This is a genomic window from Candidatus Woesearchaeota archaeon, from assembly GCA_021735165.1.
Taxonomy (GTDB): Archaea; Nanobdellota; Nanobdellia; order Woesearchaeales; family 21-14-0-10-32-9; genus JAIPET01.
This window is the reverse complement of sequence record JAIPHP010000019.1, coordinates 1-22,514: the sequence shown is the minus strand read 5'-3', so window position 1 is coordinate 22,514 and position 22,514 is coordinate 1. Positions and strand designations below refer to the sequence as shown.

Sequence of the window (22,514 nt, the reverse complement as noted above, 5' to 3'; positions counted from 1 at the left end):
ATCTGAACAATTGATAGCGCAGTTTCGTCCGCAGATTATTCTGCGGCGAAGCCGCGACTTAAATATTTCTAAGAAAAAGAAGTTATTTCGACCTAAAGGTCGGGGAATTAAACCCCAGAACTCACTACGTTCGCATTAAAAAATGGAAAACGACGAAACAGCACAACAATACAGAAAAAACAACTATAATAAAACAATGCAACTATCAGAATTAGCTGTAAAATATAATGTTAATTTTATAGGCATAGACAAAACATATACTAACATAAAAAAAAACATAGATAATAAAATAATAGAATTAAAAGATTACAGCGAAGAAAACTGGTTATTAGAATCAATAAATAATATAAATTACCAAAACAAAAAAATAATGGCAATCATAGACAAAAAAAATCGGTCTGAAGAATTAATTAAAAGTCATTTAATAAATATGCACACCGAACTTGAGCTTCTGAAAACAATACAAAAAGAATACTTGGATATTCCTGAATAATAAATATGTACAACCATAAGAAATTTGCCAAAAAAAACGAATTAAGGATAAACTTTTTAAATAAAAAACCAATATTATTTTACAAATGACAAATTTAATACTAATTATCAACCCGAATGATGAAGATATAAAAAAAATAAATTGGCTAAAGGAAGAACTAGAAAAAAGAGAAATATCCGTAACAACACCTGAATTACCAGAAACAAATTCTTACGAAGAATGGGATCGAGAATTCAGAAAATACGCAGAACAATTCACACCAGACACAATAATATTAACAAAAGGACATATCGCGCGATTCTTACTAAAAGAATACGAAGAAAGACCTTTAGCCACAAAAGGAACACTTTTAATAACGGATAACACAAATGATAAAAAAGAAATATTCACTCTAAACTACGAAAAAATAAGAAAAAAAACAATGAAATTCTTCATATATTCCTTCCAAACAAATACCAAATTCCCAATAGAAGAATCATCAGACCTCTCAGACAAACTAGAAGCAGAATTCTTCATATTAGAAGGTGCGAAAGATTTATCAGATTACGAAGACATATTAATAGACATAATAAGCATGACAGAACAATAAAAAAAATTATTTATATTCATTTTCTTAAAAAATTATATGTTCTCAAAAGATTATCTTCATCATCTTTAATCTGATCCTTAACAAATGAAAAAGAAGTATTAAACAAAACATCTTTAAGCTTAGAATATCTTATTGCTCTGTTCTTCAACTGCTGATCACTAATAATCTCTTTAATATTCAAAAGAGGCAAAATAATACTTAAGGAATCATCAACATTTTTTTTGATCTTGGCATATTTATTAACAAACTTATCAATATCATTAATAATGACAGAGTCATACTTAGTACCTAAAGACTTCGATACTTTATGATACATAATCAAACGCTTAGAAAATGACTCAGTAGCACTCTTAGAATTATTCAACTCTTTAGCAGTTTCTCTTAACATAGCAACAATAGAATGCGGAACATTATAAGATTCAGAAGCACCATCTTTAACCCTCTCAAAATTACCTATGTGTTCCAAATTATAAATAGACTGAACATACGTAGGCTTATTTTTTATATGTTTCACAAACCCAAGACATTCCCCTAAAATATGATGATAATCCTCTAAATAATTTAACATATAAAGACCCAATGAAAAACTATTTATATACTTTTCTAAAAAAAATGATATGACGCTAAAATTCATAACAGGAAATACAAATAAATACGATGAAGCAACAAAAATATTGTCAAATATAGAGGAAATAGAACAAATTTACATCGATCTAGACGAAATACAAAGCATGGACTCAAAAGAAATAATAAAACATAAATTAGAACAAGCAAAAAAATACGAAAAAAACAATTTCTTTGTAGAAGACACCTCTTTAAACTTACTATGCTTAAATGGCTTTCCAGGACCACTAATCAAATGGCTATACAAAAAAATAGGAATACAAGGAATATACGAACTATGCAAAAAATACGAAAATTATGAAGCAACAGCAACAATAACAATAGGATACTTAGATAAAAATAATGAAGAACATTACTTCGAAGGAAAAGTTGCGGGAAAAATAGTGAGCCCAAGAGGAAACAACGGATTCGTATGGGACAACATATTTATGCCTAAAGAACACAAAAAAACATATGCAGAAATGACAAAAGAAGAAAAAAACAAGATAAGCCCAAGAAAAATAGCATTAGAAAAATTAAAAAATCACTTACGTAAAGAATCAGAATGAAACTTTCTAGCAAAAGTAGCCGCGACCAGTAATGGGAATGTAATAGTGAAATCACTTTTAACTTTAGCAGTAGGCGCATTTAACTTAATTTTAGCCCAAGTCTTAGCTTCCTCCACATTACCACCCGAATCAGAACCAAATGCTTCATCAGCAGACGTCAAATAAACTGCGTAATCATGACCTTCTCTAAAAATATTAGCATTCAAATTATAATGTTTAGACATGCCACCCCCCAGAATTAAAGCGCCTGTTTTTTCAGAATCTAAAACAATCCTAATAATCCGTTTATATTCTTCTGTAACATCTATCATAAAATCAGTTTTACGTTGTTTCATAAAATAAACCAAATCCCCAAAACTTCCATCCATAATCCCTGGACAAAAAACAGGAATATCATTCTTAGCAGCCCAATGAAGATAAGAACTATCATTAAGATGCTCCCCCAAAATTTTAGTAATTTCAACAGGAGTTAAAGGAACCCCTCTACTTTTTTGAATCTTATAAAACTCTTCAAAAACAGGAGTCATAAATTTTTCAAAATATAAATAACGATCATTTGGAACAAAAATATTACCTATTCTCCCAACACCATGTTCAAACAAAGTCCTACCAGAAACATCAAAGTCACCAACCTTAAAATTATTCAAACTCTTAATTACATCTTCTTCAATACCTGAACCACTAGTTATAACAACATGAACCATCTTATTTTTTATAAGAAACTTTATAATATCTCTTAATCCTGAACTTATCGCATTACCTGTAAAAGAAAGAAAAACAACCACATCATCCTCAATCATACGTTTAGTTATTTCCACAGCTTTACCAAGCTCAGTAGCCTGAAATCCAGTATTGAAATAACTTTTAATAAAACTATCAAAATCAAAATCTTTTTCAAAATCAAAACCTTCAATAACAGGACTATTGTCTAAAGTTTCTGTTTTCCTTGCATAATGCGACTGCTGTTCCTCATATTTAGTTTTATTACCCATAAAATCACCTAAAATTATTCAGAAAAAATCAAGGACCTGTACTCTTATCAATATCCTGAACTTCAGCAGGAACATCAACTCCCCTACCAAGAACATTTTCACAATCAACACAATTATCAGTTTCATTATCTTGACAAATACCATCATAATTACAAGTTTCCTTATCTTTCATACAACCCGTAAAAAGAGCTAAAAAAACCAACGTCAAAACCAAAAAAACCAATAAATTCATCTTCATACATTTATAAATATACTTCTATTTAAATATTTTAATATTTATTCATGAATAAAGACACTTAAAAAAACACAAACATTAAAAAACCCTAATAATAAGAAAAAAATAAGATGAAACTAAAAATATACTTATTTAGACACGGACAAACATATTACAACAAAAAACATATTTTTACAGGTCACAAAGACAGTAAATTAACAGAACAAGGATTTAAAGATGCAAAAAAAGTAGCAAAAGCCCTAAAAAACAAAAAAATAGATGTAGCTATAAGATCGCATCTGACAAGATCAAAACAAACACTAAAAGAAGTCCTAAAATATCATCCTGAATGTAAAAAAATAATTGTAGATGATAGACAAATAGAAAGAAGTTACGGCATATATGAAGGAAAACATCATAGCACAACAATAAAAAAAGAAGGTGAAGACAGTTATAAGACATTATTGCACTGGCATAAAATAGACCACCTTCATGGAAGAGAAAGAAAAGAATTCGTGAAAAAAATGGGGGAAGCAGAACTTCACATAATAAGAAGAAGTTACGACATAGCACCTCCAAAAGGAGAAAGCGTAAAAATGGTTTGCAAAAGAGTCGAACCATTTGTCAAAGACCTCATAAAAATGATGAAAAAAGAAAGAATAAACGTTGCAATATCAAGTCACGGCAATGCAATGAGACCATTTAGAAAATACTTTGAAAAGCTTACAATAAACCAAATGATGAAATTAGAAAATCCTTGGGACAAACATTTTGAATATACAATAGAAGTCCCAGAAGAAAAACCAAACAAAAAGAAAGGAAAAGGAAAAAATGACTAAAGAAATAATAATAAGCACAGATCATGCCGGCGCAAAGATAAAATCAAAAATTGAAAAAGCACTTCTTGAGCTTAACATAACTTATATAGACTACTCACCAGAAAATAAGTCGACAGATGACTACCCTGACTTCGCAAAAGAAGTCGGAGAAGAAATATTAAACAAAAAAAATACGATGGGCATATTAGCATGTGGAACAGGCATAGGCATGTCAATAGCAGCAAACAAATTAAAAGGAATAAGAGCTGCCCTCATCCATAACAAAAAAGAAGCAGAACTAGCAAGAAAACATAATGATGCAAACATCCTAATATTACCAGGACACTATTCATCCCAAAAGTTAACAGAACAGCAAGTAAAACAAATAATAAAAACATTCTACGAAACAAAATTCGAAAAAGGCAGACACCTAAGACGAGTTAATAAAATTAAAAAGTTAGAAAAATCGTAAGAAAACCTATCAGAAGAAGGAATAGGATGCGCTCACAGCGTAATTATTACACCAAAAGGAGTTTACAACATACAAACTAAGAAACCAAATTTTGAAAATCCTTTAGGATGAAAACCTGAAGAAATAACCCCTGAAAACTTCAACGTAGCACCTTACAAATTTTATCAAAAAATTCATGGAGAAAAACTGGAAAGATTCTTAAAAAAAGGAAAATATAGAATAACGGGAGAAAATATTTTAAAAGATTTATTTACAAAAGCAAAAATCAAAACATTTGAGGATATACTTTACTCATAATTATTCTCAAAATTTAGCAAACTTCGCCAACTTACCAAGTTCCTGTTCAATTCTTAGAAGCTGATTGTACTTTGCTGTTCTCTCTCCCCTACAAGGCGCGCCAATCTTGATTTGCCCAGATGCTATTCCAACTGCAAGATCAGCTATGTAAGGATCTTCTGTTTCTCCACTTCTATGTGAAACCATGACTTTCCAACCAACACTTTGAGCCATATGCGCCGCCTCCATAGCTTCAGTTATAGTTCCTATCTGATTTACTTTAAGAAGGAGTGCATTACACCAATTTTCACTTATGGCTTTAGCAATACGAACCGGGTTTGTAACAAGCAAATCATCACCAACTATCTGTATTTTCCCTCCTAAAATCTTCATCATCTTAGAAAAACTCTCAACATCATCTTCATGAAAAGGATCTTCAATACTAATTATAGGAAATTCCATAACGAGCGCTTCAAGATATCTTAACAATTCTTCTGAAGAAAGAAATCTTCCCTTCTCAACCTCATATTTTTTGGATTTTTTATCATAAAACTCTGAGGCTGCAACATCAATAGCAAATTTTATTTTTTTTGAATGCCCTGCTTTTTTTACTGCGACAGACAATAGTTCTAAAACCTCATTCGCAGTTTTCACAGGAGGCGCAAAGCCACCTTCATCACCAACACTTGTTGCTTCTAAACCATAAGACTTAGAAATTAAATCTTTAAGGATATGATATGTTTCAGAAACCATTCTAGTCGCCTCTGAAAAGCTCTTTGCACCAACCGGCACAATCATAAATTCCTGAAACATCAACTCATTACCTGCATGAACCCCTCCGTTAATCACATTAGCAAAAGGAATCGGTAGTAAAAAATCATTATTGTTATAAAGAGCTCCAAGATAATTATATAAAGTCATATGATGCGCTGCAGCTCCGGCCCTAGAACAAGCCATACTCACTCCTAAAATTGCATTAGCCCCTAATTTTCTCTTATTATTTGTACCATCAAGCTTAAGCATCAATTCATCCAGTTTCCTTTGTTTATTAACATCTTTACCCACTAAATGTTTAGAAATTTTCAAAACATTACTTAACGCTTTATTGACAGATTTCCCCAAATACTCTTTTTTTCTATCACGCAATTCGACAGCTTCATAAGAACCAGTACTAGCACCACTAGGAACTGCTGCGCTGGAAACCGCGCTTTTTGTTGTTACTTTAACTTCAATAGTAGGATTTCCTCTAGAATCAAGAATTTGCAGTGGTTTAATATCTTTTATTTTCAATTGCTCACCCCTTCAATAAACACTTAAAATAATTTTATTTAAATAAGTTTCTAATAATCGGCTCTGTCCGGAATCTTTTGGTTTATCGCTGGGAAGATATATCATCTGCTTTGCAGTATGAATTTTTACCGATGAGCACTAACGTTATTGACGTTGTCAATGTGCTCATCTCAATCTTACTTCAAGCCAGCAATAACTTTCCGGACAAAGCCCAATAATCTTTCTAATAATACATCTTGTCCCCTAAACAAATTTTAAATTTTTTTATTGTATTTACAGGCATTTCAATCACGCAAGACGCTTTTTTTACAGGATAGTAATTAGTAAATGGCATAAACATTTCTTTTATTTCCACAATAACATTTTTTTTATTTAAAAAAATTACATCTATCGGGAAAAAAACGAACCAGTTTGTTAAAGGAATAAATTTTTCTTTATCAAAAGGAAAAATGTGTGCTTTATCAAATATTTTTTTATGAAACATCAAACCAGTGCCTTTAGAAAATACAGTTTTATGAAAAACAGAATTTTTGCAAAGCAATACTTTTTCATTATTTTTTATTGTGAACAACATTAAATATACAATAAAAAACAACATTTAAAAATTTTATTAGAAAAATACAGTTAAAAAACGCGATCAACATACAAAACAACACCATGAGCATCTGAAATATTAGTTATTTTTTGATAATGTTCACCTTTAAGAGGAATAAAATGATGCCTTTTGTGCGTTTCTAAAAAACCATTATATCTAAAATTTTCCTTAACTAACAAATGAATAACATTATCATAAACTCTTTTTAATTCTCCTACAGACAGCATAGTTTCTTTATTTGAGTCAATAAATGAAACAGAAATATTTTTCCTCCCAACATAAGCATCTAAAATTTTTTTGGTTTCAATTGTAAAAGGCATTTAAACAGAAAATCACCACATCTTTTAAAACTTTTCATAAAATTAAATCATGACAAAAACAAGACATCACTTATGGTCTCCAATAAGTTGAGATACTTATTTATAATTTATTTGTATTTGAAACTATTTAATCAAATCACTTTTTTTAGTTTCCTGTACACAGGACTTTCATAGACTAAGCCTTTAGAATCAAAAATTGCATCTATTGATTTCATATCAGAACCATCAACAAATATTTGAATAGGCTTATTATTATTTTTTCTTCCTAATAACCCTGCATCACAGAAAATGTTACAGTAAATATCATTTTTCGATTCGGTTTTAGGAAGAAACTCAATATATATCTTATTTAAAATTTGCAATTTAGCCAACATAGCAGTCCTTAAAATATTTTCTTCATCAGTATAAACAACACTTATACTTTCATGTATTGAGTTTCTAAGCATTTCATATTGATATTCTGAAAAAATCATTTTTTACACAACTAACTAATCAACCAATATAACTAGTTTCCTTAATTTTTCTCAAACGCTCCATTTTAGGAGACCTCTGCGCAACATGTTCTCCTTGAAGCTCTTTATCCATAAGTTTTATTTCTTTATTTAATTCCCTATAATTTAACTTAAAATCATATTTTTTTGATAAAACTCTCAAAGTTTGCTTTGCACTTTTCAAACCTAAAAAAACAGGGTGCCCATAAGTTTCAGCTAACAAAGCAATCGCAGATATGTTTTTCTTCTTAGCAAGACCCACTAACAAACCTGAAACGCCTATTATAGGACCGACAACACCATAAATCTTATCAATTGCCCCAACACTTTTGAACTCTTTCATTATATCTTTATCAGTACCAGTACAAAACACCTTAGGCTTTTCAGGAATATCCTGCAAACCAATACCTCCTAAAGTAATTATTGTTGAACATTTCCATTCACAAGCTAAATCCAAAATCACTTTTGTAAATGAAAAACTCCCTTGTTCAGAAGATGGTTGAACATCCCCTGCAAGAAATAAGAAATCATTTCCATTAATTTTTTTATGATACAACTCAATCCTGGGCAACTCTACCAAATTATCTTCATTTACAAACACAGTATTAGGCAAATAATCAGAAAAAAAACTAAGAACAAGATCCGCATCATACTGCTCTATCAAATAATCCAATGCAATCTTGCCCACATTAGCTATACCTGGTAATCCTTCCAATAAAACAGGATTCTTAAAAGTCACTTTTTTATGACGAGTTATTTTCCAATTCCTGCTCTTTATATTTTCTTCTGTACTTGGCATATTTGTCCTCCGGACTAAATTTTGGTGGCTTGACAGGATCTCTTTTAGCCCCGCAAGCACATTCAGCATTCAGCCCATAAGAGCCACATTCTTTACATTTTAGAATTGAAACCATTTCAATCCTTCTTATCTTTTCTTTCAAATGAATAAGAAGATGATTTATCTTGATCAAATTCATCTTCTAAAATCTTCAAACCCTCTTTAAGTATTTTTTCTGCCTCTTTGTACTCTTTTGCAACAACGAGTATGGAATATGCGCCTGCACCAAGATACTTTATAGAAATATTTTTAGAAGTTTTTTCAACTTTTATCAAAACAGATTTTACTCGCTCAACACCATTCTCTGAATAAGTTTTAATTTTTATAGTGCCATGAATTTCGACCTTTTTAGGTTTGATCTTTTCTCTTACCAATTCTTCAAGTTTCTTTGCATACTCCTTATTAATACCTAATTTTTCTAAACTTTGATTTTTCTCTACAACATCCTCAAAAGCCTGCTGAATCAATTCATATTTTTTAAAAACAACATCCGCTATTTCAATATATATTTCTTTAACAGGCCTTTTTATTTGCTCTGCTAATGACTCTATAATCTTCTCAGCTTTTTGTTCCTGTTTTCTTTCATCAGTTTTCTGACGTTTCTGCATCTCAGTAACTCTTCTTAAAGAAACATCTATATTGCCTGAATGCTTATCAACCTTGATAATTTTACAGACAATCATTTTGCCTTCTCTAACATAATCCCTAATATTTCTTATTCTACCAGGACTAATTTCAGAAATATGAATCAAACCAGATTTATCGTATTCCTCTATTTTTACAAAAACAGAATTATATTGAACATTAGTAACCGTACAAAAAACTATTTCGCCTTCCTCTGGAAAACCGTGCTTTCTAAAAAACATTTCAGTAATACTCCCCTAACTACTCCAGGACCTCAAGGATTCTTGCTTCAACCCCTGTTTTACCGCCTGAAGGATTAGCTAGTACAGTACCACAAACTAAACATTTGACCTGAGATGCTGCCTTCCCAAAAATCACCTGTTCATTTTTACACTTAGAACATCTTACCTTTATGAATTTTGAATTTGATTCTTTTATCATATTAATACCCCTAATTTATATTAATTCAAGTTTCTTAGCTCTTTTACCTTCCGGTTGAGCACTCATAGACTTACAAACTGAGCAAGTATATCTTAAATCTGTTTTTTTACTTAATTTTTTACCAGTTCGTCTCCAGTTTTTAATAGCTGGTTTTGAAAATTTACCTTGATTACCATCACCGACTCTTTCTCCCCTATCTTTTAATCGTCTACTACCGAATTTAGAGAGAGGATGCGCCTTACTTCTACCCTTATTTTTTGATTCAACAACCCTTTGCTCTGTGTGTTTCTTGCATTTAGGGCAGTGTCTATTCATAGTTTTAGGAATCTTCATACCTTTCAGGAAACAAAGTCCATTTATAAAGCTTTTGGGTATATGAGTTCTCCCTAAATTTTAGTTTTTTAATCTTGCAAAAAACAATTGTTAGTTTCACAGCGCACATTTTTTAGTATACTTGCAGATTATGAACTGTAAGATACACATATTCATATTTATTTAAAAATGTATAATTGCAACATCTATTAATTTAGAGCATCCCGCATCACTAATTTGCAAAACATCCTTATTAAAAAAAAGAAAAATTTATGAATTTTTCAAAAAAATAAAATATTCGTTTTTAAATAGCTTTCTGGATTACATTCCTAGATTCCAAAAGATTGACAAAATCCGATTTAATCTGACAAAAAACGTAATCAATACTCTTCATACCCTTTAGGGATTCATCAGTTTTAATTATCTTTACTCTGTCAGAATCATTTTTTGCAATTTCATAATATCCGTTCTTTACTCGTTTATAAAATTCAAGTCCTGAGGATTCAATCCTATCAGCTTCTTCATTCGTCAAGTTTTTACGTCTGACCATTTCTTCAATTGAAATATCTATTAAATAAGTTCTTACGATATTTAATGGATCGACATACTTTTTTTTAAAGTGTTCAATAGCCTCAAATTCCAACTCCCTACCAAAACCTTGATACGCAGTCGTGCTATCATGAAATCTATCTGCAAGGAGCAAGTCATACTTTTTAGAGAGCTCTGGAATTAAACTTTTTATATTTTGAACTCTTTGTGCCAAAAAAAGATGAAGTTCGGCTTCAGGAACCATTCCTGAGCTTTTCTTATTTAAAAGAATATTTCTTATATTTTCAGAGATAGGATGGCCTCCCGGCTCTCTATATAAATCATGAGAAATGTTATTTTTAGATAAATAATCCATAAAAAGCTTTACTGCTGTTGATTTACCACAAAAATCTATGCCTTCAAAAGTAATAATCACAATATATCCCCCCGAAACTATTATGAATTTATCTGAACCATATATAATTATTTTTGCTCTATGAACTCCATATTCAAGTAATTCGAAATATTTTCGGCAAAAATCAAGTAATATTTATATATTATTTAACAAATTACAAGGTCTATGGGGGTAATTATAGGAATTACTGGAACTAATGGCGCTGGAAAAGGCACTATTGTCGAATACTTAAAAACTAAAGGGTTTAAACATTATTCTGTTCGAGATGCAATAGGAGAGGAAATAGCTAAAAGAGGCCTAGAACTTAATAGAGATACATTAATTGAAGTTTCTAATGATATGAGAAGTAAACACGGACCAAGTTACTTTGTAGAATATTTATTTGAAAAAGCAAAAAAGGAAGGATCTAAGTGCATAATTGAAAGCATAAGAACTCCGGGAGAAATAGATGCTTTAAGAAAAAAAGGAAAATTCGTATTGTTTGCAGTTGATGCAAATAAAAATGAAAGATATAGAAGAATATTGCTAAGGGGAGAAAAAACAGACAATGTTACCTTTAAGGATTTTGTTGAAAAAGAAAAATTGGAAATGCAATCAAATGACCCAAATAAACAAAATATAAAAACTTGCATGGACCAAGCAGATTATAAATTCAGAAATGATTCTACAAAAGAAGATTTATTCAAAAAAGTTAAGGAGGTTTTACATGAAATCTAAAAAACAAGGATCTAAAAATAAAAAAGGAAGTACTGAATATAAAAAAAGACCTGATTGGGATGATTATTTTTTTGGAATAATGGATGCTGTAAGAGTAAGAGGCACATGCAAAGGACTTGCAGGATGCATCATTGTAAAAAACAAAAGAATAATATCTACTGGTTATGCAGGCTCTGCGCCAGGACTTAAGCACTGTGAAGAAATAGGTCATTTAACAGTTTACACAAAGTACCCTGATGGCATAGAAAGAGAACATTGCGTTAGAACAATACACGCCGAACAAAACGCAATAGCATTTGCCGCAAGAGCAGGAGTTGCGCTTGAAGACGCAACACTTTATGTTAATATGGAACCTTGCATGCACTGCGCAAAACTTATAATTGCTTCAGGAATCAAAAAAGTCATATGTAGAAAAAGATATCATGGAGCGCAAATAACAAGACAATTCTTTAAAGAAGCGGGAATAGCACTAGAAGTAAAAGAAGACGAATTGGAAAACTATGACCGTGAATTATTAAATTAATCTTATTAATTTTTTCTTCGCGGTAGCACCACTTAATATCCTAATATCTTTCCCTAATTCTCTTTTAAAAAATTTCACGATTTCAATATTTGCCTTATTATCCTGAGGAGGCGCAGCAACATCTAAAACATAAGCCTGCCTTGCAGTATCAAAAGAATTAATTTGAGTCTTATTTGAATTAGTACGAACTATCAACATAATAGAAGACTTAGTTCTTATCTCATTTAATAGGTTTATCTTGGACATATTTTTTTCCTTCCTTTAAAGCAAATTCAGCTTTTTGTAATTCCGCACCAATATCCATTGCATGATAAATCATACTCACAGCAATATTTGAAGAAATTTTTCTGTAAACTTCTTTAGCAGTCTTACCATTAAATTCATCAATTGCATTTCCACTCTGATCAACATGCATAGCTTTAATCAAATTATCTTCTACCCTTATAACAATATTACCATGAGGGTCTGGCAACCATTTCTTTGCAACACTATTACCAACGACTTCAACAACATCCTCTAAAAAATTTTCTGGAATATATGCTTTGCATATCATAAAACAAACATTTTTTTTAGAACTAGAAAAGACATCAAGAACTGCATCCTTCAGCTCTTCCCAACAATCCATTTCTTTAACGAAAATAGTTGTGTACTCCTCAGCATTATAAACAAAAACACCTTCGTTTTTAGGCAACCAAACTTTATGCTGCCTATTTGACAAAAAATTGTAATCATCATTACTTAAATTTTTAACAAAAAAATTGACGTTACCAATAAAAATTTCCTTTTTGTCAGAATCATAAATTCCAAATCTCAAAATATTTTTCAATAAAAAACGAAAAGCCCTAAAAAAATCAATCCCTCTAATTTTAAATCCGGAAAAATCAGTAGGATATCTAATCGGAGGCTGTATTTCTGGAAGATCTATTAATATCTCTTCACCAGAACATTCTAAAGTTTTTAACTTTGTCAATTCTCTATCAACTTCATCAATACTTATATCTCTTAAATCAACTAATTTAACTCTTTTCCGTATAATATCAACGTGTTCAATTTTAATCTTTGAATCAAGAAAAACATCAGTTCCTAAAATTTTATTATTTTCATCTATTCCAAATTCAAAAAAATTTATTAAGGCCTGAGCACTATCATTTAAATCTATGCCAGTAACAACCAAATACCTAATTTGATTATTAGCCAATAAATTTCTCAACAAAATTTGTAGACCATACTCCTTAGAATACAACTGACCAATAAAACAATAACTATTTCCACTAAGTTTTTCTATCAATCTTTCCTTCTTAGTCCACAAACAAACAACACCCACATTAGATCCTTTGTTTGAAAGATGCACTGTATCCGCGTAATAAACTGGCCACTTATCCTTAATCATTTAAAAAAGAAAGATGTTTTACTTTAAAAATATTCACTCCTAACTAATACAAATCTTTGAAATTCATCAAAACAATTTACAAACAAAATTAATGAAAATCAACAAGTAAAAAAAATATTCACTTAAGAATAATCTCTCCATGTATGCTTACACTTAGTGCATTTAAGAAATTTAGTCTCAGGCTCATCTCCTGCTCTTGTCTGAACAAGCCAATAATACGCGCGATCATTACCACATTTTTTACATTCTTCCTCAGTTATCGGTAAAGTTCCTTCATCTTCAGAAGCAACATCAATTTTTTTATCATTTTTTATTTCTTCTTTAAGTTCTATATTTTCAACTTTTTCATTAGTATACCCGCAACTACAGATAATGACATTTTTACCATCAACTTTTTTAGGCATTAACATAGAACCGCACTTAGGACAAAACATCATTTTAAAACATGAACAAAAACTCATTTAAAAAACTTATGATTAATAATCATGCAATTTAAGAAATTTTCTTAACTTCAACCAAAACGTCATACTTCTCTCTAAGAGCCTTAGATTTTAACAAATCAATAAATAAAGAAATAGGTTCAACATATTTTCTTTGAATTTCAGCGCATAAAACATCATCTTCTTTCTTCGCAGAAGAATATTTATTCTTAAATCTCTTAACATGTTCAACTAAATCAACAGGAGGACCTATAACAACCTTTTTACTGGGAAGAGGAGATGCATCCAAAGAAAAAACCAATCTCGCTAAATCCCTATTAAAATACCAATCTTTCCATTTAATAACGAAATCATTAATTTCCAAAGACTCTGAAATATGCTCAAAAACTTTTAAAATCTTAGCTCCCGAAACATCCCTTTTATCAACGATAGGCTTCAAAGAAATCTCATAAACATCACATTTCTTAGAATTTTTAGTGATTAAATTATCAATATGAACATCAAAATCAAACTTCTTAAAAAAATCAAGACAAGGAGCTTTCAAAAATCTTTTCGCAGCTCCAATAAATAACAAATACTTTTCTTTCGAAAGAGCAGCAGCAGCATTTCTGTCTTGTTGAACAGGATCAACAACAACCAAAGGACTTTGTATTTTACTTTCATTTAAACTCATCAAAGGAAATTTATGATGCTTCTCAATATCAATAATCTTCTTATCTTTCCACTTAGTAACGTTCTCTAATAAAGATAAAAAAGAACCATAATAAATAACCAACAAATCAACAACATGACCAGAAAATCCTTTAATATAGCTTTCAGCACCATATACCCTGCAAGATTTCATAAAAAGCTTGGCAAGCTTAATATCCTCGACAATGCGCTTATTATTTTTAGTTTTGCTTAAAAAATATTCAACATGCAAAGGACTCATATCACTAACATTTTCTGCATCAAGATAATTAGAAATTTTCCTAACAGGAACAATTTCAAATAATAAATCATTATCTACCTGAAAGTAATCCCTAGATCCATGAATTCTTTCAAATTCAACACCCATAAATTCCAATATCTTCTGCAAAGAATCTGATAAATCGTCAGGAAACTCTTTATCAAACCTAACAAATATATCCACATCAAAATCACCATTAATAAAAGTGCCTTTAGCCAAACTCCCGCCAAGAACGACACTTACAGGAAACCCTGATTTTTTAACAGCGCCTTTAAGATCAATCAAAAAAGAATTAACTAACTCAGAGACTCCACTATTAGAATCAAGTTCCTTAAGCGCCTTATCAATAACAATTTTAACATCCACATTTAACACCTGCATATATCAAAACAACGCACTCTATTAAATAGTTTACTATGAAACGATGCTACAAAACAGTCTAAAACAGCATGCATCAAAGATAAAAGGACCTATTAAAAGATGATGAACAAATACCTACAGGAACTCCAAAATTTATAATTACTTTAATTTAAGCAAATTTAGTAAGATAATCGTCAACAACTTTCAAAAGCGCCATCTTTTTCTCATTAAACACAGCTTCAAACACAGAACCTTCAACATCAATAATTTCAAGAATGCATTTAGAATCCTCAAAATAAGACTTCCAGCCACTAACAAACTTCGTATCTTGAACATTATCCCAAATATCCGCCAATTTAATTAACTTAGCATAAATTGAAGCGCTTTTCAAAGACTCAATATATTCATCTTTACAAATCCTTTTAGACTTTCTAATAGAATTTTCAATAGATAATTCTTCTACAATAGATAAAACGCGCTCTCCAAATAAATTCCTTAAAACACTATCATCAACCCAAGTATCCTCTAAAACATCATGCAAAACAGCGCAAACCCTCAATAATTCAACATCCTCGAACTTTACATACCAATCTAAAACTAATTCAGAAACCCTAACAGGATGAATAATAAAAGGATCCTTAGATATTTTTCTAAACTGACCATTATGTGCTGAAATAGCTAAAATCAATGCTTTAGCATATAATTCTCCCATAAAAAAAAGAATGAACTCGTTTTTAAAAAAGTTATGATAATTTAATTAAAAACAACAAGCGAATATGTTATTTTTTGCCTATTAAAATACAAACATAAAAAAGGCCCAAAAAAAAACACTGAACAACAAATATTAACAAAAGTTAAAAATGAATTAACAATCTTAAAAAGAATAATATGAAAACAACACTAGAATTCGCAGATTTAAAATTTTCAGAAGAAAAAGAAAAGATAAAAGTAGACTTTATGAAAAACTACTACTTTTACCTAGAAAAAAAAGAACTTGAAAAAATAGGAAACACCAAAACAGAACAAAACAAATTAATAATAGATGCATCAGAAAAAAAAGTAAACAACAAATTCTACCCCTTGCTAAACAAAGCGTTTTTAGAATTAAAACACAAAATAAGAAATAAAGACACAATATACATACATAAAAACCTAGGACTTCCACTAATAGGCACAAATGAATTCGGATTAGTAGACAGAGGTTCAAACATTATAGAAATAAAACCCCTAACAGGATGCAACCTAAGCTGCATATTCTGCTCAGTTTTCGAAGGAAAAAACGATAAAAAAGACATAGTAATAGAAGAAGAATACTTAGTAGAAGAATTCGAAAAACTAGCAAAAATAAAAAAACACCCAATAGAAGCAAACATAGGCCCTCAAGGAGAACCAATGCTCTACCCAAAATTCCTAGAATTAGTAAGAGATCTAAAAAAAATACCGAACGTAGAAGTAATATCGGTAAACACCAACGGACTATTCTTAAATAAAAAAAACATAGACGAACTAGCAGACGCTGGACTAACAAGAATAAACCTAAGCTTGCACACAACAGACAAAAAACTTGCAGACAAACTCGCAGACGCACCATATAACGTTGAACAAGTACTAAAAATGATAAAATACTGCGAAGGAAAAATAGACGTATTACTAGCACCAGTACTTATACCAGGATACAACGAAAAAGAAATAGACAAAATAATACAACTAAGCAAAACCATAAAAAACAAAAAATATCCCTCAATAGGAATACAAAACTTCCTAAACTACAAAGGAGGAAGAAACCTAACAAAACAAATAAGCTGGGATGAATTCTACGAATTCTTAAAACAAAAAGAAAAACAACACGATATAAAACTCATAGTGAACGAAAACATATTCAACATACAAAAAGACAAAACCCTAGAAAAACCCTTCAAAAAAGGACACATAATAACCGTAGAAATAATAACAGAAGGAAGAAACAAAAACGAAGTTCTTGGAAGATCAAAAAACAGAGCAATAACAATACTAAATTGTAAACAAAAAAAAGGAACTATAAAAGTAAAACTATTAAGAGATAAACACAACATATACACAGCAATACCCATTTAAACTTAACTAAACAAATCAACAAAAAAATCTTCAATAGAATCAATCAACTTACCAAAAAAACCCTTCTCCTTAACAGGCTCAACATTAGAACTAGGAGGCGCATTCACAGGAGCCACAACATCCTCAACATCTTCAACAACAGGAATCTGAGAATCCTCAACTTCAACCTCTAAATCAGAAATAGAAAAATAACCATCATCAAGCTCCACAGTCGACCTAAAATTAATTATCTCAGGAGCATCATCTAAAACCAAAACTTTAAACAAATAAGCCTGAGCCTCCTGATTCTGACGCAAATACAAATCTGCAGAAGAAACACCCCCTACAACCTCAACACCTTGCGGAAGACTCTCAAAAACACGAACCTTATCAAAAGACTTATCCAGCAAATTCTTAACTTTAACAGTCAATATCAACTCCTCACCACGCTTCACAACATTCTTATTAGAAGACTTAGAAATTTCAAAACGCTGCTCACCAGACTTAACATTCAAATCCAAACTCTTTGAAACAAAAAAAGTCTCTCCAAAAACAGTCTCATAAAAAACCGTGGCATTCAAAGAATCAACAAAACTCTCATTAAAATAAGGAACCTTAACAAAAGACCTGCTAAACGCATTCTTAGAAGACAAATGACTTAAATTTCCTAAGTTGCCAGAAGCACTAAACAAAACACCATCAACAACAAAACTAACATTATTAAAATTAACAGCATCATCAACATTTTTAACCTGCAAAGTCAAATAAATCTCATCACCTGGCTCAACATCCGAATTAGTGCTATAAAAATAAAACTCCAAAGGCCTAACTTCAGACAATAAAGTCTTAGAAATAGAATCCGAAAAAGAATGCCCCTCAACCGAAACATTAACAGAAGCATTAACAATAATATCTGCTAAAAGAAAAGGATCTATTCTAAATTTAAAAGACTCTTTCTTACCAGGCTCAATAACTGCAACACTACCCAAAAAAGTACTAGCATCACCATATTCAAAATTCTTAATCATGCTATAAGTAGCACGCTCAGAAACCTCAACCCTTAAATCCTCAACAATCATCTCCGAAACAGGATTATTATTCTCCAAAACAACTTCAACAATAGAATACCCTTCCAAACCAATCCTGTCAGGACTTAAAGACATAGAAAAATCCAAAGGATCCTCAACAGACAAACTATAAGAACCAGTCTTAGAACCCGACGAATAATTAATAACGTAATCAAAAACATGACTGCCATACTCTAAAACATCAAAAGAAACATCAAAAAACAAACTACTTCCAGGATTCATGTTCAAAGTCTTAGTCAAAGTATTCCCAACCATAATAAAATTAGAAAAAGAAGTCACATTAATACCGTTTGGAACTTCAAACAAAAATTTACCATTATTAATCCACCCAGAACTCTCAGGATTAGTAATAGTAATATTAACAGTATACGCACCTAAAGAACCAATAGATGAAACACCTTCAACAGAGATTTCAGGACTAATAGTATCAGAATGCCCCTTCTCCCTATAAACCAGAACCTTTACACCCGGAGCCCACTCACCAGAATGAGAAACAACAGTCTTATCAGAACTAAAATTATACGCATCATAACAAAACTTGTAAATATCAGAATACTTACAACGTCCCAAATAGATAACAACTCCTTTTGAATCCTGTTTAAAAACAATTTCTTCATTATTCAAAGAATTCACAAGAACCTGATAAACCAAGCCTTCTAACTCATAAGTCTCTCTATCAGAACGCCAAGAATCATCAAGCAAATCGTACTCTTGCGCTTGCACAAAAGACAACAATACTAATAACAAAATAATAAATACGCTCAACCTCATAACAACGACTTAGAACTTAGTGTTTAAAAATGTTATCTTTAAGAAAAAAAAAAGAAAAAAATTTAGACGACTTATTGTGTGTCGTCTCCTGCATCTGTATCGTCAGCTGCTGCTGTATCGTCAGCAACTTCGATATCATCCACCATTGAAGGTAGAGTTGGTGCAACAACTTCCAAACCGTCAGATTCCAAGCTAGTTACAAGAACTTCAACTTCTGACTGACCATCAAAGTCATAGTTTGAGTAGTCAGCAAGTACGTATGCAGCTCCTTGTGTATCCATAGCTGAGTAACCTGCTACAAGGACAGCGTTCTGATCCCCGTACAGTTTAATCTTAGCTTTTCCAGCTTCGAACATCTGCATTATTTGGTCTCCTGTTGGGTTACCCATTAATTCTGCAGCAATGGAGTTTACGTATGGTCCTCCAACTACAAGTAATGGTGTTTCTCCTAACAAGTCGCCTGCATCAACGTCCAATATTCCAGCTCCAAGTGCAAATGGATTAACGGTGTAAGCACCTGTATCTGAATCAGCTGTAACTTGTGTTCCTTCTCCAGAAATAACTATGTTAGCTCTGAAATCAGTTACGTCTGCTGGTACATGTACTTTCAAGTCTCCACTTGTTTTTTGGAATTCACTGTCCGGATCATTTATTCTTATACCCTTTGAAGTTATAAGATCCTCTTCATGACCTGCTATTGATGAATCACTGTAGTACAAACCTGTGTCTGTATCTTGGTCGTTCATACCTAAGTAACTCATTTCTGTTGCTCCAGCATTCCATACAAAAGATACATCAATTCCTTGACCGTTAAAGGTCATGTTTGCTACTGTAGCTCCTACATCAGTTAAGTTTACATCAACACTTGATTTACTGAAGTCAAGAGTGAACAGAGTCTCTCCATCTTCCACAAGTGCAGTTCCAAGTGTTGCTCTTGCAGTACTACTATCGCTGTAATATACAGAGAAATTTCCTGCTTGACCTAAAACTGGTGCAACATAAACAGTATCTGTTTTTTGTGTACCTACTTTAAGGCCTGAATTACTCATGTCGCTTCTAACTCTTACAGTTTTAACAGAAGAGCCCAAAAGAGTTCCATTTGAGTAGTACAGATCTCTTGTTTCTATGTCGAAACTGTATTCTGCATAATCAGTTTGTGTTAGGCTATCGAATTTAATTTCTGCGAAATCTCCAGGGAACATTATTGATTGTCCTTCATAGATTACGCTCTCATAATTCTCATATTCTTCGCCATCATCACCATCTAGATCTGCAGCAAATTCAACTCCTAAAGTTGGTGTTGGTCCAGCTAAACCTGATAATACCCATCTCCATTCTGGATCATACTTGTCTTCACCGATGTATTCTTCACCATGTTGGTATGTTTTTGTTGCTTCATCACCAATAATTAGTGTTGCTGCATCATACTCATTACCATCATCGTTGTAGATTGTATCTAGTTTAACTCTTAGAGCTCCGATTGTTTTAGTTTGACCATCGCTAATTTCTCCTTGACTTCCATCGACAGATACGATTGCATTGGTATTACTAACTCTAACTAGGTTTACATCGTGACCATCTACTTCTGCAGTTTCACCGTACTCAAGGAATAATTTTTCTCCTACTTGTACAGTTATGCTTGTTGCAGTTGCGCCTGTGATTTCCATTTCTCTTCCTAGGAAGTTCAGAGTTATAGGTTCACTTGAAGTTGCGTTTGCAATGTAGTTTCCAGCAGATAATGACTCATCAAATTCAAAGTAGTATCCTACTGTGCCTTTACCAGCAGTTAAGAATACATTATCTTTGTAATCATCTGATCCATCATAATCAAGACCTGTTGTTACATTTAAACCAAAGCTACTTGCAGATTTATTAAGTCTTATTTCTTCATGGTAATCATAGTTTTCATTAGTATCTCCTATTGAAATGTCCACTGATGAATCTGCCAAGAATGGAAGATCAGTGTAATCCAATTCGGTTCCGAAATCAGCTTCGATAGCAGTTCCTACCAATACATCTTCTACTTTTCCGCCTGCTACAGTTACGGTTCCACCGCTTACAGTTACAGGTTCTTTTGCTGCTGCTTGCAAGCTAGCTGCAATGTCTATTGCGCCTAGAATATCTTGTGCTAGACCAGCTGCGTTTGTTCCTTTACTTCCTACAACGATTTTACCTACAAATGCGCCATCTTCTACTAGCGGCATTGGGTAGTCGTTCAGGTTTAATGCCATTGCACCTACTACTGTAGCTCCTAAAAAAGCAGCTCCAGTTAGTACTGCGGACATTTTCTTTACAGTTTGTTTCACGTTCATTATTGAAACACCTCCGTGTTTTATGTCGTTTTTTTTGTTGACTATACATTTGGCTTCAGTATACTCGGATTGCGCTCATAACCAGCCACTGACTGATTAATTTAAGCCCGAACATACCTAAAGCGATAGTCTAATTTGTGTAATCATCAGTATCGTATTTGATTTATAAAGTTTTCGCAACCTCTAAGTCTCCTTTTTAGCTACGTTGCGAGTAAAGTACTTCAAACCCCTGAATTTGAAGGTTTGAACCAATCATCACTTTTGTGGCACAACAAAATTTATTTATAAAAGAATCCTCTAATTTATGAGAAAAATTCGAGCAGTTTTTAATTAGATTGAAAATCATGCAAAAACCCCTTGAAATAAACCTTTGAAACTAAGCGTAATTTATAAAATTAGCCTAAAAGATAACATATGTAAAACAAACATATCTTTTCCACAAAAAATAGAATACAACACTAAAACACACACAACAAAAAAGAATTTAGAAGATAAAAAATGCGGAGTGCAGGGTTCGAACCTGCGTAGGCACTAAGCCAACAGGTGTCTCACAATCATTGTTCTCATCTCTGAAAACTCTTCACACCCATATACTTTTGGGTCGCATTGACCTAAGCCTGTCCCGTTTGACCACTCCGGCAACTCCGCATGAGTTTAACGAATGAGGATTATTAGTCCAAATACTTGTTTTTTAGCACTAACAACCCCACAAATGTTATTTAGTATTGTTTGAGAAATATAAAGTATTTAAAAAGTTAACTGTAACCCACAAAAAACTCATTTAGTCACTTTTAAGTGGTGCTTGACCGTAAAGTATTTAAAGCCTGTTGAATGATCTGTTAAAGACTATGAAGAAAAAGAGTTTCTTTAGAAAAGGCCTTGAAAAAGTAATCTTGACAGCATCAGGATTATTGTTGTTAAACAGCATAAATACTGCTCAAACTACTAATTTAACGTTTTCTGGCGAAGTAAAGACTAAAACTGAAATGGAGAGGCCTTTGCAAGTACCAA

The 22,514-nt window shown here is 31.9% G+C and carries 28 protein-coding genes and 1 tRNA gene; 8 read left to right on the top strand and 21 right to left on the bottom strand.

Annotation, left to right across the window (positions count from 1 at the left end):
- Nucleotides 1-142 precede the first annotated feature (142 nt).
- A complete protein-coding gene (locus tag K9L97_05065; protein ID MCF7872376.1) occupies nt 143-493 on the top strand; it encodes a hypothetical protein in 351 nt (116 codons plus the stop codon).
- Between the two features lie 85 nt (nt 494-578).
- Nucleotides 579-1,082 (top strand): hypothetical protein, encoded by a 504-nt coding sequence (locus K9L97_05060; protein MCF7872375.1) that lies wholly within the window; start codon nt 579-581, stop codon nt 1,080-1,082.
- Between the two features lie 16 nt (nt 1,083-1,098).
- On the opposite strand, the gene K9L97_05055 is transcribed toward K9L97_05060, so the two are convergent.
- Nucleotides 1,099-1,650: a hypothetical protein gene (locus K9L97_05055; GenBank protein MCF7872374.1), complete on the bottom strand. Its 552-nt coding sequence runs from the start codon at nt 1,648-1,650 to the stop codon at nt 1,099-1,101.
- Between the two features lie 49 nt (nt 1,651-1,699).
- On the opposite strand from K9L97_05055, the gene rdgB reads away from it, so the two are divergent.
- Entirely contained in the window at nt 1,700-2,254 is a 555-nt protein-coding gene (rdgB, locus tag K9L97_05050) for an RdgB/HAM1 family non-canonical purine NTP pyrophosphatase (protein ID MCF7872373.1), read from the top strand.
- Here rdgB and K9L97_05045 read toward each other — a convergent pair.
- Both K9L97_05045 and K9L97_05040 read right to left on the bottom strand, forming a co-directional pair.
- The gene (locus tag K9L97_05045; protein MCF7872372.1) at nt 2,230-3,246 is read right to left on the bottom strand and encodes a deoxyhypusine synthase; all 1,017 of its coding nucleotides are present in this window, start codon (nt 3,244-3,246) and stop codon (nt 2,230-2,232) included. The two genes, rdgB and K9L97_05045, sit on opposite strands and share 25 nt — an antisense overlap.
- Before the next feature lie 28 nt (nt 3,247-3,274).
- Complete coding sequence (locus K9L97_05040) at nt 3,275-3,484, bottom strand: hypothetical protein (GenBank protein ID MCF7872371.1); 210 nt, start codon at nt 3,482-3,484, stop codon at nt 3,275-3,277.
- A 107-nt stretch (nt 3,485-3,591) separates the two neighbouring features.
- Here K9L97_05040 and K9L97_05035 point away from each other — a divergent pair, with 107 nt between their 5' ends.
- Both K9L97_05035 and K9L97_05030 read left to right on the top strand, forming a co-directional pair.
- Nucleotides 3,592-4,299, top strand: a complete 708-nt coding sequence (locus K9L97_05035) for a histidine phosphatase family protein (protein ID MCF7872370.1) — start codon at nt 3,592-3,594, stop codon at nt 4,297-4,299.
- A complete protein-coding gene (locus K9L97_05030) occupies nt 4,292-4,750 on the top strand; it encodes an RpiB/LacA/LacB family sugar-phosphate isomerase (protein MCF7872369.1) in 459 nt (152 codons plus the stop codon). The genes K9L97_05035 and K9L97_05030 overlap by 8 nt, the downstream gene beginning before the upstream one ends.
- A gap of 303 nt (nt 4,751-5,053) precedes the next feature.
- On the opposite strand, the gene eno is transcribed toward K9L97_05030, so the two are convergent.
- From eno to tmk, 10 genes are all read right to left on the bottom strand, one after another.
- A complete protein-coding gene (gene eno, locus K9L97_05025; GenBank protein ID MCF7872368.1) occupies nt 5,054-6,316 on the bottom strand; it encodes a phosphopyruvate hydratase in 1,263 nt (420 codons plus the stop codon).
- 223 nt (nt 6,317-6,539) lie between these two features.
- Nucleotides 6,540-6,890, bottom strand: coding sequence for a DUF192 domain-containing protein (locus K9L97_05020; GenBank protein MCF7872367.1), 351 nt, complete (start codon nt 6,888-6,890; stop codon nt 6,540-6,542).
- A 50-nt stretch (nt 6,891-6,940) separates the two neighbouring features.
- On the bottom strand, nt 6,941-7,231 hold the full coding sequence (locus K9L97_05015) for a hypothetical protein (GenBank protein ID MCF7872366.1): 291 nt from the start codon (nt 7,229-7,231) through the stop codon (nt 6,941-6,943).
- 131 nt (nt 7,232-7,362) lie between these two features.
- A complete protein-coding gene (locus K9L97_05010; GenBank protein ID MCF7872365.1) occupies nt 7,363-7,704 on the bottom strand; it encodes a hypothetical protein in 342 nt (113 codons plus the stop codon).
- A 19-nt stretch (nt 7,705-7,723) separates the two neighbouring features.
- A complete protein-coding gene (locus K9L97_05005; protein MCF7872364.1) occupies nt 7,724-8,521 on the bottom strand; it encodes a PAC2 family protein in 798 nt (265 codons plus the stop codon).
- Nucleotides 8,466-8,636, bottom strand: a complete 171-nt coding sequence (locus tag K9L97_05000; GenBank protein ID MCF7872363.1) for a ribosome biogenesis protein — start codon at nt 8,634-8,636, stop codon at nt 8,466-8,468. The genes K9L97_05005 and K9L97_05000 overlap by 56 nt, the downstream gene beginning before the upstream one ends.
- A gap of 1 nt (nt 8,637) precedes the next feature.
- The gene (locus K9L97_04995) at nt 8,638-9,426 is read right to left on the bottom strand and encodes a S1 RNA-binding domain-containing protein (GenBank protein MCF7872362.1); all 789 of its coding nucleotides are present in this window, start codon (nt 9,424-9,426) and stop codon (nt 8,638-8,640) included.
- A gap of 19 nt (nt 9,427-9,445) precedes the next feature.
- Nucleotides 9,446-9,625: a 30S ribosomal protein S27e gene (locus K9L97_04990; protein ID MCF7872361.1), complete on the bottom strand. Its 180-nt coding sequence runs from the start codon at nt 9,623-9,625 to the stop codon at nt 9,446-9,448.
- 15 nt (nt 9,626-9,640) lie between these two features.
- Nucleotides 9,641-9,958: a 50S ribosomal protein L44e gene (gene rpl44e / locus K9L97_04985; GenBank protein MCF7872360.1), complete on the bottom strand. Its 318-nt coding sequence runs from the start codon at nt 9,956-9,958 to the stop codon at nt 9,641-9,643.
- Nucleotides 9,959-10,241: 283 nt separating this feature from the next.
- Entirely contained in the window at nt 10,242-10,901 is a 660-nt protein-coding gene (gene tmk / locus K9L97_04980) for a dTMP kinase (protein ID MCF7872359.1), read from the bottom strand.
- A gap of 144 nt (nt 10,902-11,045) precedes the next feature.
- On the opposite strand from tmk, the gene K9L97_04975 reads away from it, so the two are divergent.
- Nucleotides 11,046-11,597, top strand: a complete 552-nt coding sequence (locus K9L97_04975) for an AAA family ATPase (protein ID MCF7872358.1) — start codon at nt 11,046-11,048, stop codon at nt 11,595-11,597.
- The gene (locus tag K9L97_04970; protein ID MCF7872357.1) at nt 11,587-12,120 is read left to right on the top strand and encodes a cytidine/deoxycytidylate deaminase family protein; all 534 of its coding nucleotides are present in this window, start codon (nt 11,587-11,589) and stop codon (nt 12,118-12,120) included. Before K9L97_04975 ends, K9L97_04970 begins: the two co-directional genes overlap by 11 nt.
- Here K9L97_04970 and K9L97_04965 read toward each other — a convergent pair.
- The 5 genes from K9L97_04965 to K9L97_04945 form a co-directional block, all read right to left on the bottom strand.
- Nucleotides 12,112-12,366: a DUF167 domain-containing protein gene (locus tag K9L97_04965; GenBank protein MCF7872356.1), complete on the bottom strand. Its 255-nt coding sequence runs from the start codon at nt 12,364-12,366 to the stop codon at nt 12,112-12,114. The genes K9L97_04970 and K9L97_04965 overlap by 9 nt on opposite strands.
- Nucleotides 12,341-13,510, bottom strand: a complete 1,170-nt coding sequence (locus tag K9L97_04960; GenBank protein ID MCF7872355.1) for a DUF4346 domain-containing protein — start codon at nt 13,508-13,510, stop codon at nt 12,341-12,343. Before K9L97_04960 ends, K9L97_04965 begins: the two co-directional genes overlap by 26 nt.
- A gap of 122 nt (nt 13,511-13,632) precedes the next feature.
- Nucleotides 13,633-13,947, bottom strand: coding sequence for a transcription factor S (locus K9L97_04955; GenBank protein MCF7872354.1), 315 nt, complete (start codon nt 13,945-13,947; stop codon nt 13,633-13,635).
- A 55-nt stretch (nt 13,948-14,002) separates the two neighbouring features.
- The gene (locus K9L97_04950; GenBank protein ID MCF7872353.1) at nt 14,003-15,265 is read right to left on the bottom strand and encodes a nucleotidyltransferase domain-containing protein; all 1,263 of its coding nucleotides are present in this window, start codon (nt 15,263-15,265) and stop codon (nt 14,003-14,005) included.
- A 163-nt stretch (nt 15,266-15,428) separates the two neighbouring features.
- On the bottom strand, nt 15,429-15,971 hold the full coding sequence (locus K9L97_04945) for an HD domain-containing protein (GenBank protein MCF7872352.1): 543 nt from the start codon (nt 15,969-15,971) through the stop codon (nt 15,429-15,431).
- 176 nt (nt 15,972-16,147) lie between these two features.
- On the opposite strand from K9L97_04945, the gene K9L97_04940 reads away from it, so the two are divergent.
- Nucleotides 16,148-17,353, top strand: coding sequence for a radical SAM protein (locus K9L97_04940; GenBank protein ID MCF7872351.1), 1,206 nt, complete (start codon nt 16,148-16,150; stop codon nt 17,351-17,353).
- A 2-nt stretch (nt 17,354-17,355) separates the two neighbouring features.
- Here the strand turns inward: K9L97_04940 and K9L97_04935 are convergent, their stop codons facing one another.
- The 3 genes from K9L97_04935 to K9L97_04925 form a co-directional block, all read right to left on the bottom strand.
- Nucleotides 17,356-19,191: a hypothetical protein gene (locus K9L97_04935; protein ID MCF7872350.1), complete on the bottom strand. Its 1,836-nt coding sequence runs from the start codon at nt 19,189-19,191 to the stop codon at nt 17,356-17,358.
- A gap of 71 nt (nt 19,192-19,262) precedes the next feature.
- A complete protein-coding gene (locus K9L97_04930; protein MCF7872349.1) occupies nt 19,263-21,503 on the bottom strand; it encodes a hypothetical protein in 2,241 nt (746 codons plus the stop codon).
- Nucleotides 21,504-22,002: 499 nt separating this feature from the next.
- Nucleotides 22,003-22,151: transfer RNA gene (locus K9L97_04925), tRNA-Leu, on the bottom strand.
- Between the last annotated feature and the right edge of the window lie 363 nt (nt 22,152-22,514).

Bases quoted from the DNA above. Each gene is read 5' to 3' on its own strand.
- K9L97_05065 (MCF7872376.1), top strand. From the start codon at position 143: ATGGAAAACGACGAAACAGCACAACAATACAGAAAAAACAACTATAAT.
- K9L97_05060 (MCF7872375.1), top strand. From the start codon at position 579: ATGACAAATTTAATACTAATTATCAACCCGAATGATGAAGATATAAAA.
- K9L97_05055 (MCF7872374.1), bottom strand. From the start codon at position 1,650: ATGTTAAATTATTTAGAGGATTATCATCATATTTTAGGGGAATGTCTT.
- rdgB (MCF7872373.1), top strand. From the start codon at position 1,700: ATGACGCTAAAATTCATAACAGGAAATACAAATAAATACGATGAAGCA.
- K9L97_05045 (MCF7872372.1), bottom strand. From the start codon at position 3,246: ATGGGTAATAAAACTAAATATGAGGAACAGCAGTCGCATTATGCAAGG.
- K9L97_05040 (MCF7872371.1), bottom strand. From the start codon at position 3,484: ATGAAGATGAATTTATTGGTTTTTTTGGTTTTGACGTTGGTTTTTTTA.
- K9L97_05035 (MCF7872370.1), top strand. From the start codon at position 3,592: ATGAAACTAAAAATATACTTATTTAGACACGGACAAACATATTACAAC.
- K9L97_05030 (MCF7872369.1), top strand. From the start codon at position 4,292: ATGACTAAAGAAATAATAATAAGCACAGATCATGCCGGCGCAAAGATA.
- K9L97_05020 (MCF7872367.1), bottom strand. From the start codon at position 6,890: ATGTTGTTCACAATAAAAAATAATGAAAAAGTATTGCTTTGCAAAAAT.
- K9L97_05015 (MCF7872366.1), bottom strand. From the start codon at position 7,231: ATGCCTTTTACAATTGAAACCAAAAAAATTTTAGATGCTTATGTTGGG.
- K9L97_05010 (MCF7872365.1), bottom strand. From the start codon at position 7,704: ATGATTTTTTCAGAATATCAATATGAAATGCTTAGAAACTCAATACAT.
- K9L97_05005 (MCF7872364.1), bottom strand. From the start codon at position 8,521: ATGCCAAGTACAGAAGAAAATATAAAGAGCAGGAATTGGAAAATAACT.
- K9L97_05000 (MCF7872363.1), bottom strand. From the start codon at position 8,636: ATGGTTTCAATTCTAAAATGTAAAGAATGTGGCTCTTATGGGCTGAAT.
- K9L97_04995 (MCF7872362.1), bottom strand. From the start codon at position 9,426: ATGTTTTTTAGAAAGCACGGTTTTCCAGAGGAAGGCGAAATAGTTTTT.
- K9L97_04990 (MCF7872361.1), bottom strand. From the start codon at position 9,625: ATGATAAAAGAATCAAATTCAAAATTCATAAAGGTAAGATGTTCTAAG.
- rpl44e (MCF7872360.1), bottom strand. From the start codon at position 9,958: ATGAAGATTCCTAAAACTATGAATAGACACTGCCCTAAATGCAAGAAA.
- K9L97_04975 (MCF7872358.1), top strand. From the start codon at position 11,046: ATGGGGGTAATTATAGGAATTACTGGAACTAATGGCGCTGGAAAAGGC.
- K9L97_04970 (MCF7872357.1), top strand. From the start codon at position 11,587: ATGAAATCTAAAAAACAAGGATCTAAAAATAAAAAAGGAAGTACTGAA.
- K9L97_04965 (MCF7872356.1), bottom strand. From the start codon at position 12,366: ATGTCCAAGATAAACCTATTAAATGAGATAAGAACTAAGTCTTCTATT.
- K9L97_04960 (MCF7872355.1), bottom strand. From the start codon at position 13,510: ATGATTAAGGATAAGTGGCCAGTTTATTACGCGGATACAGTGCATCTT.
- K9L97_04955 (MCF7872354.1), bottom strand. From the start codon at position 13,947: ATGATGTTTTGTCCTAAGTGCGGTTCTATGTTAATGCCTAAAAAAGTT.
- K9L97_04945 (MCF7872352.1), bottom strand. From the start codon at position 15,971: ATGGGAGAATTATATGCTAAAGCATTGATTTTAGCTATTTCAGCACAT.
- K9L97_04940 (MCF7872351.1), top strand. From the start codon at position 16,148: ATGAAAACAACACTAGAATTCGCAGATTTAAAATTTTCAGAAGAAAAA.
- K9L97_04935 (MCF7872350.1), bottom strand. From the start codon at position 19,191: ATGAGGTTGAGCGTATTTATTATTTTGTTATTAGTATTGTTGTCTTTT.
- K9L97_04930 (MCF7872349.1), bottom strand. From the start codon at position 21,503: ATGAACGTGAAACAAACTGTAAAGAAAATGTCCGCAGTACTAACTGGA.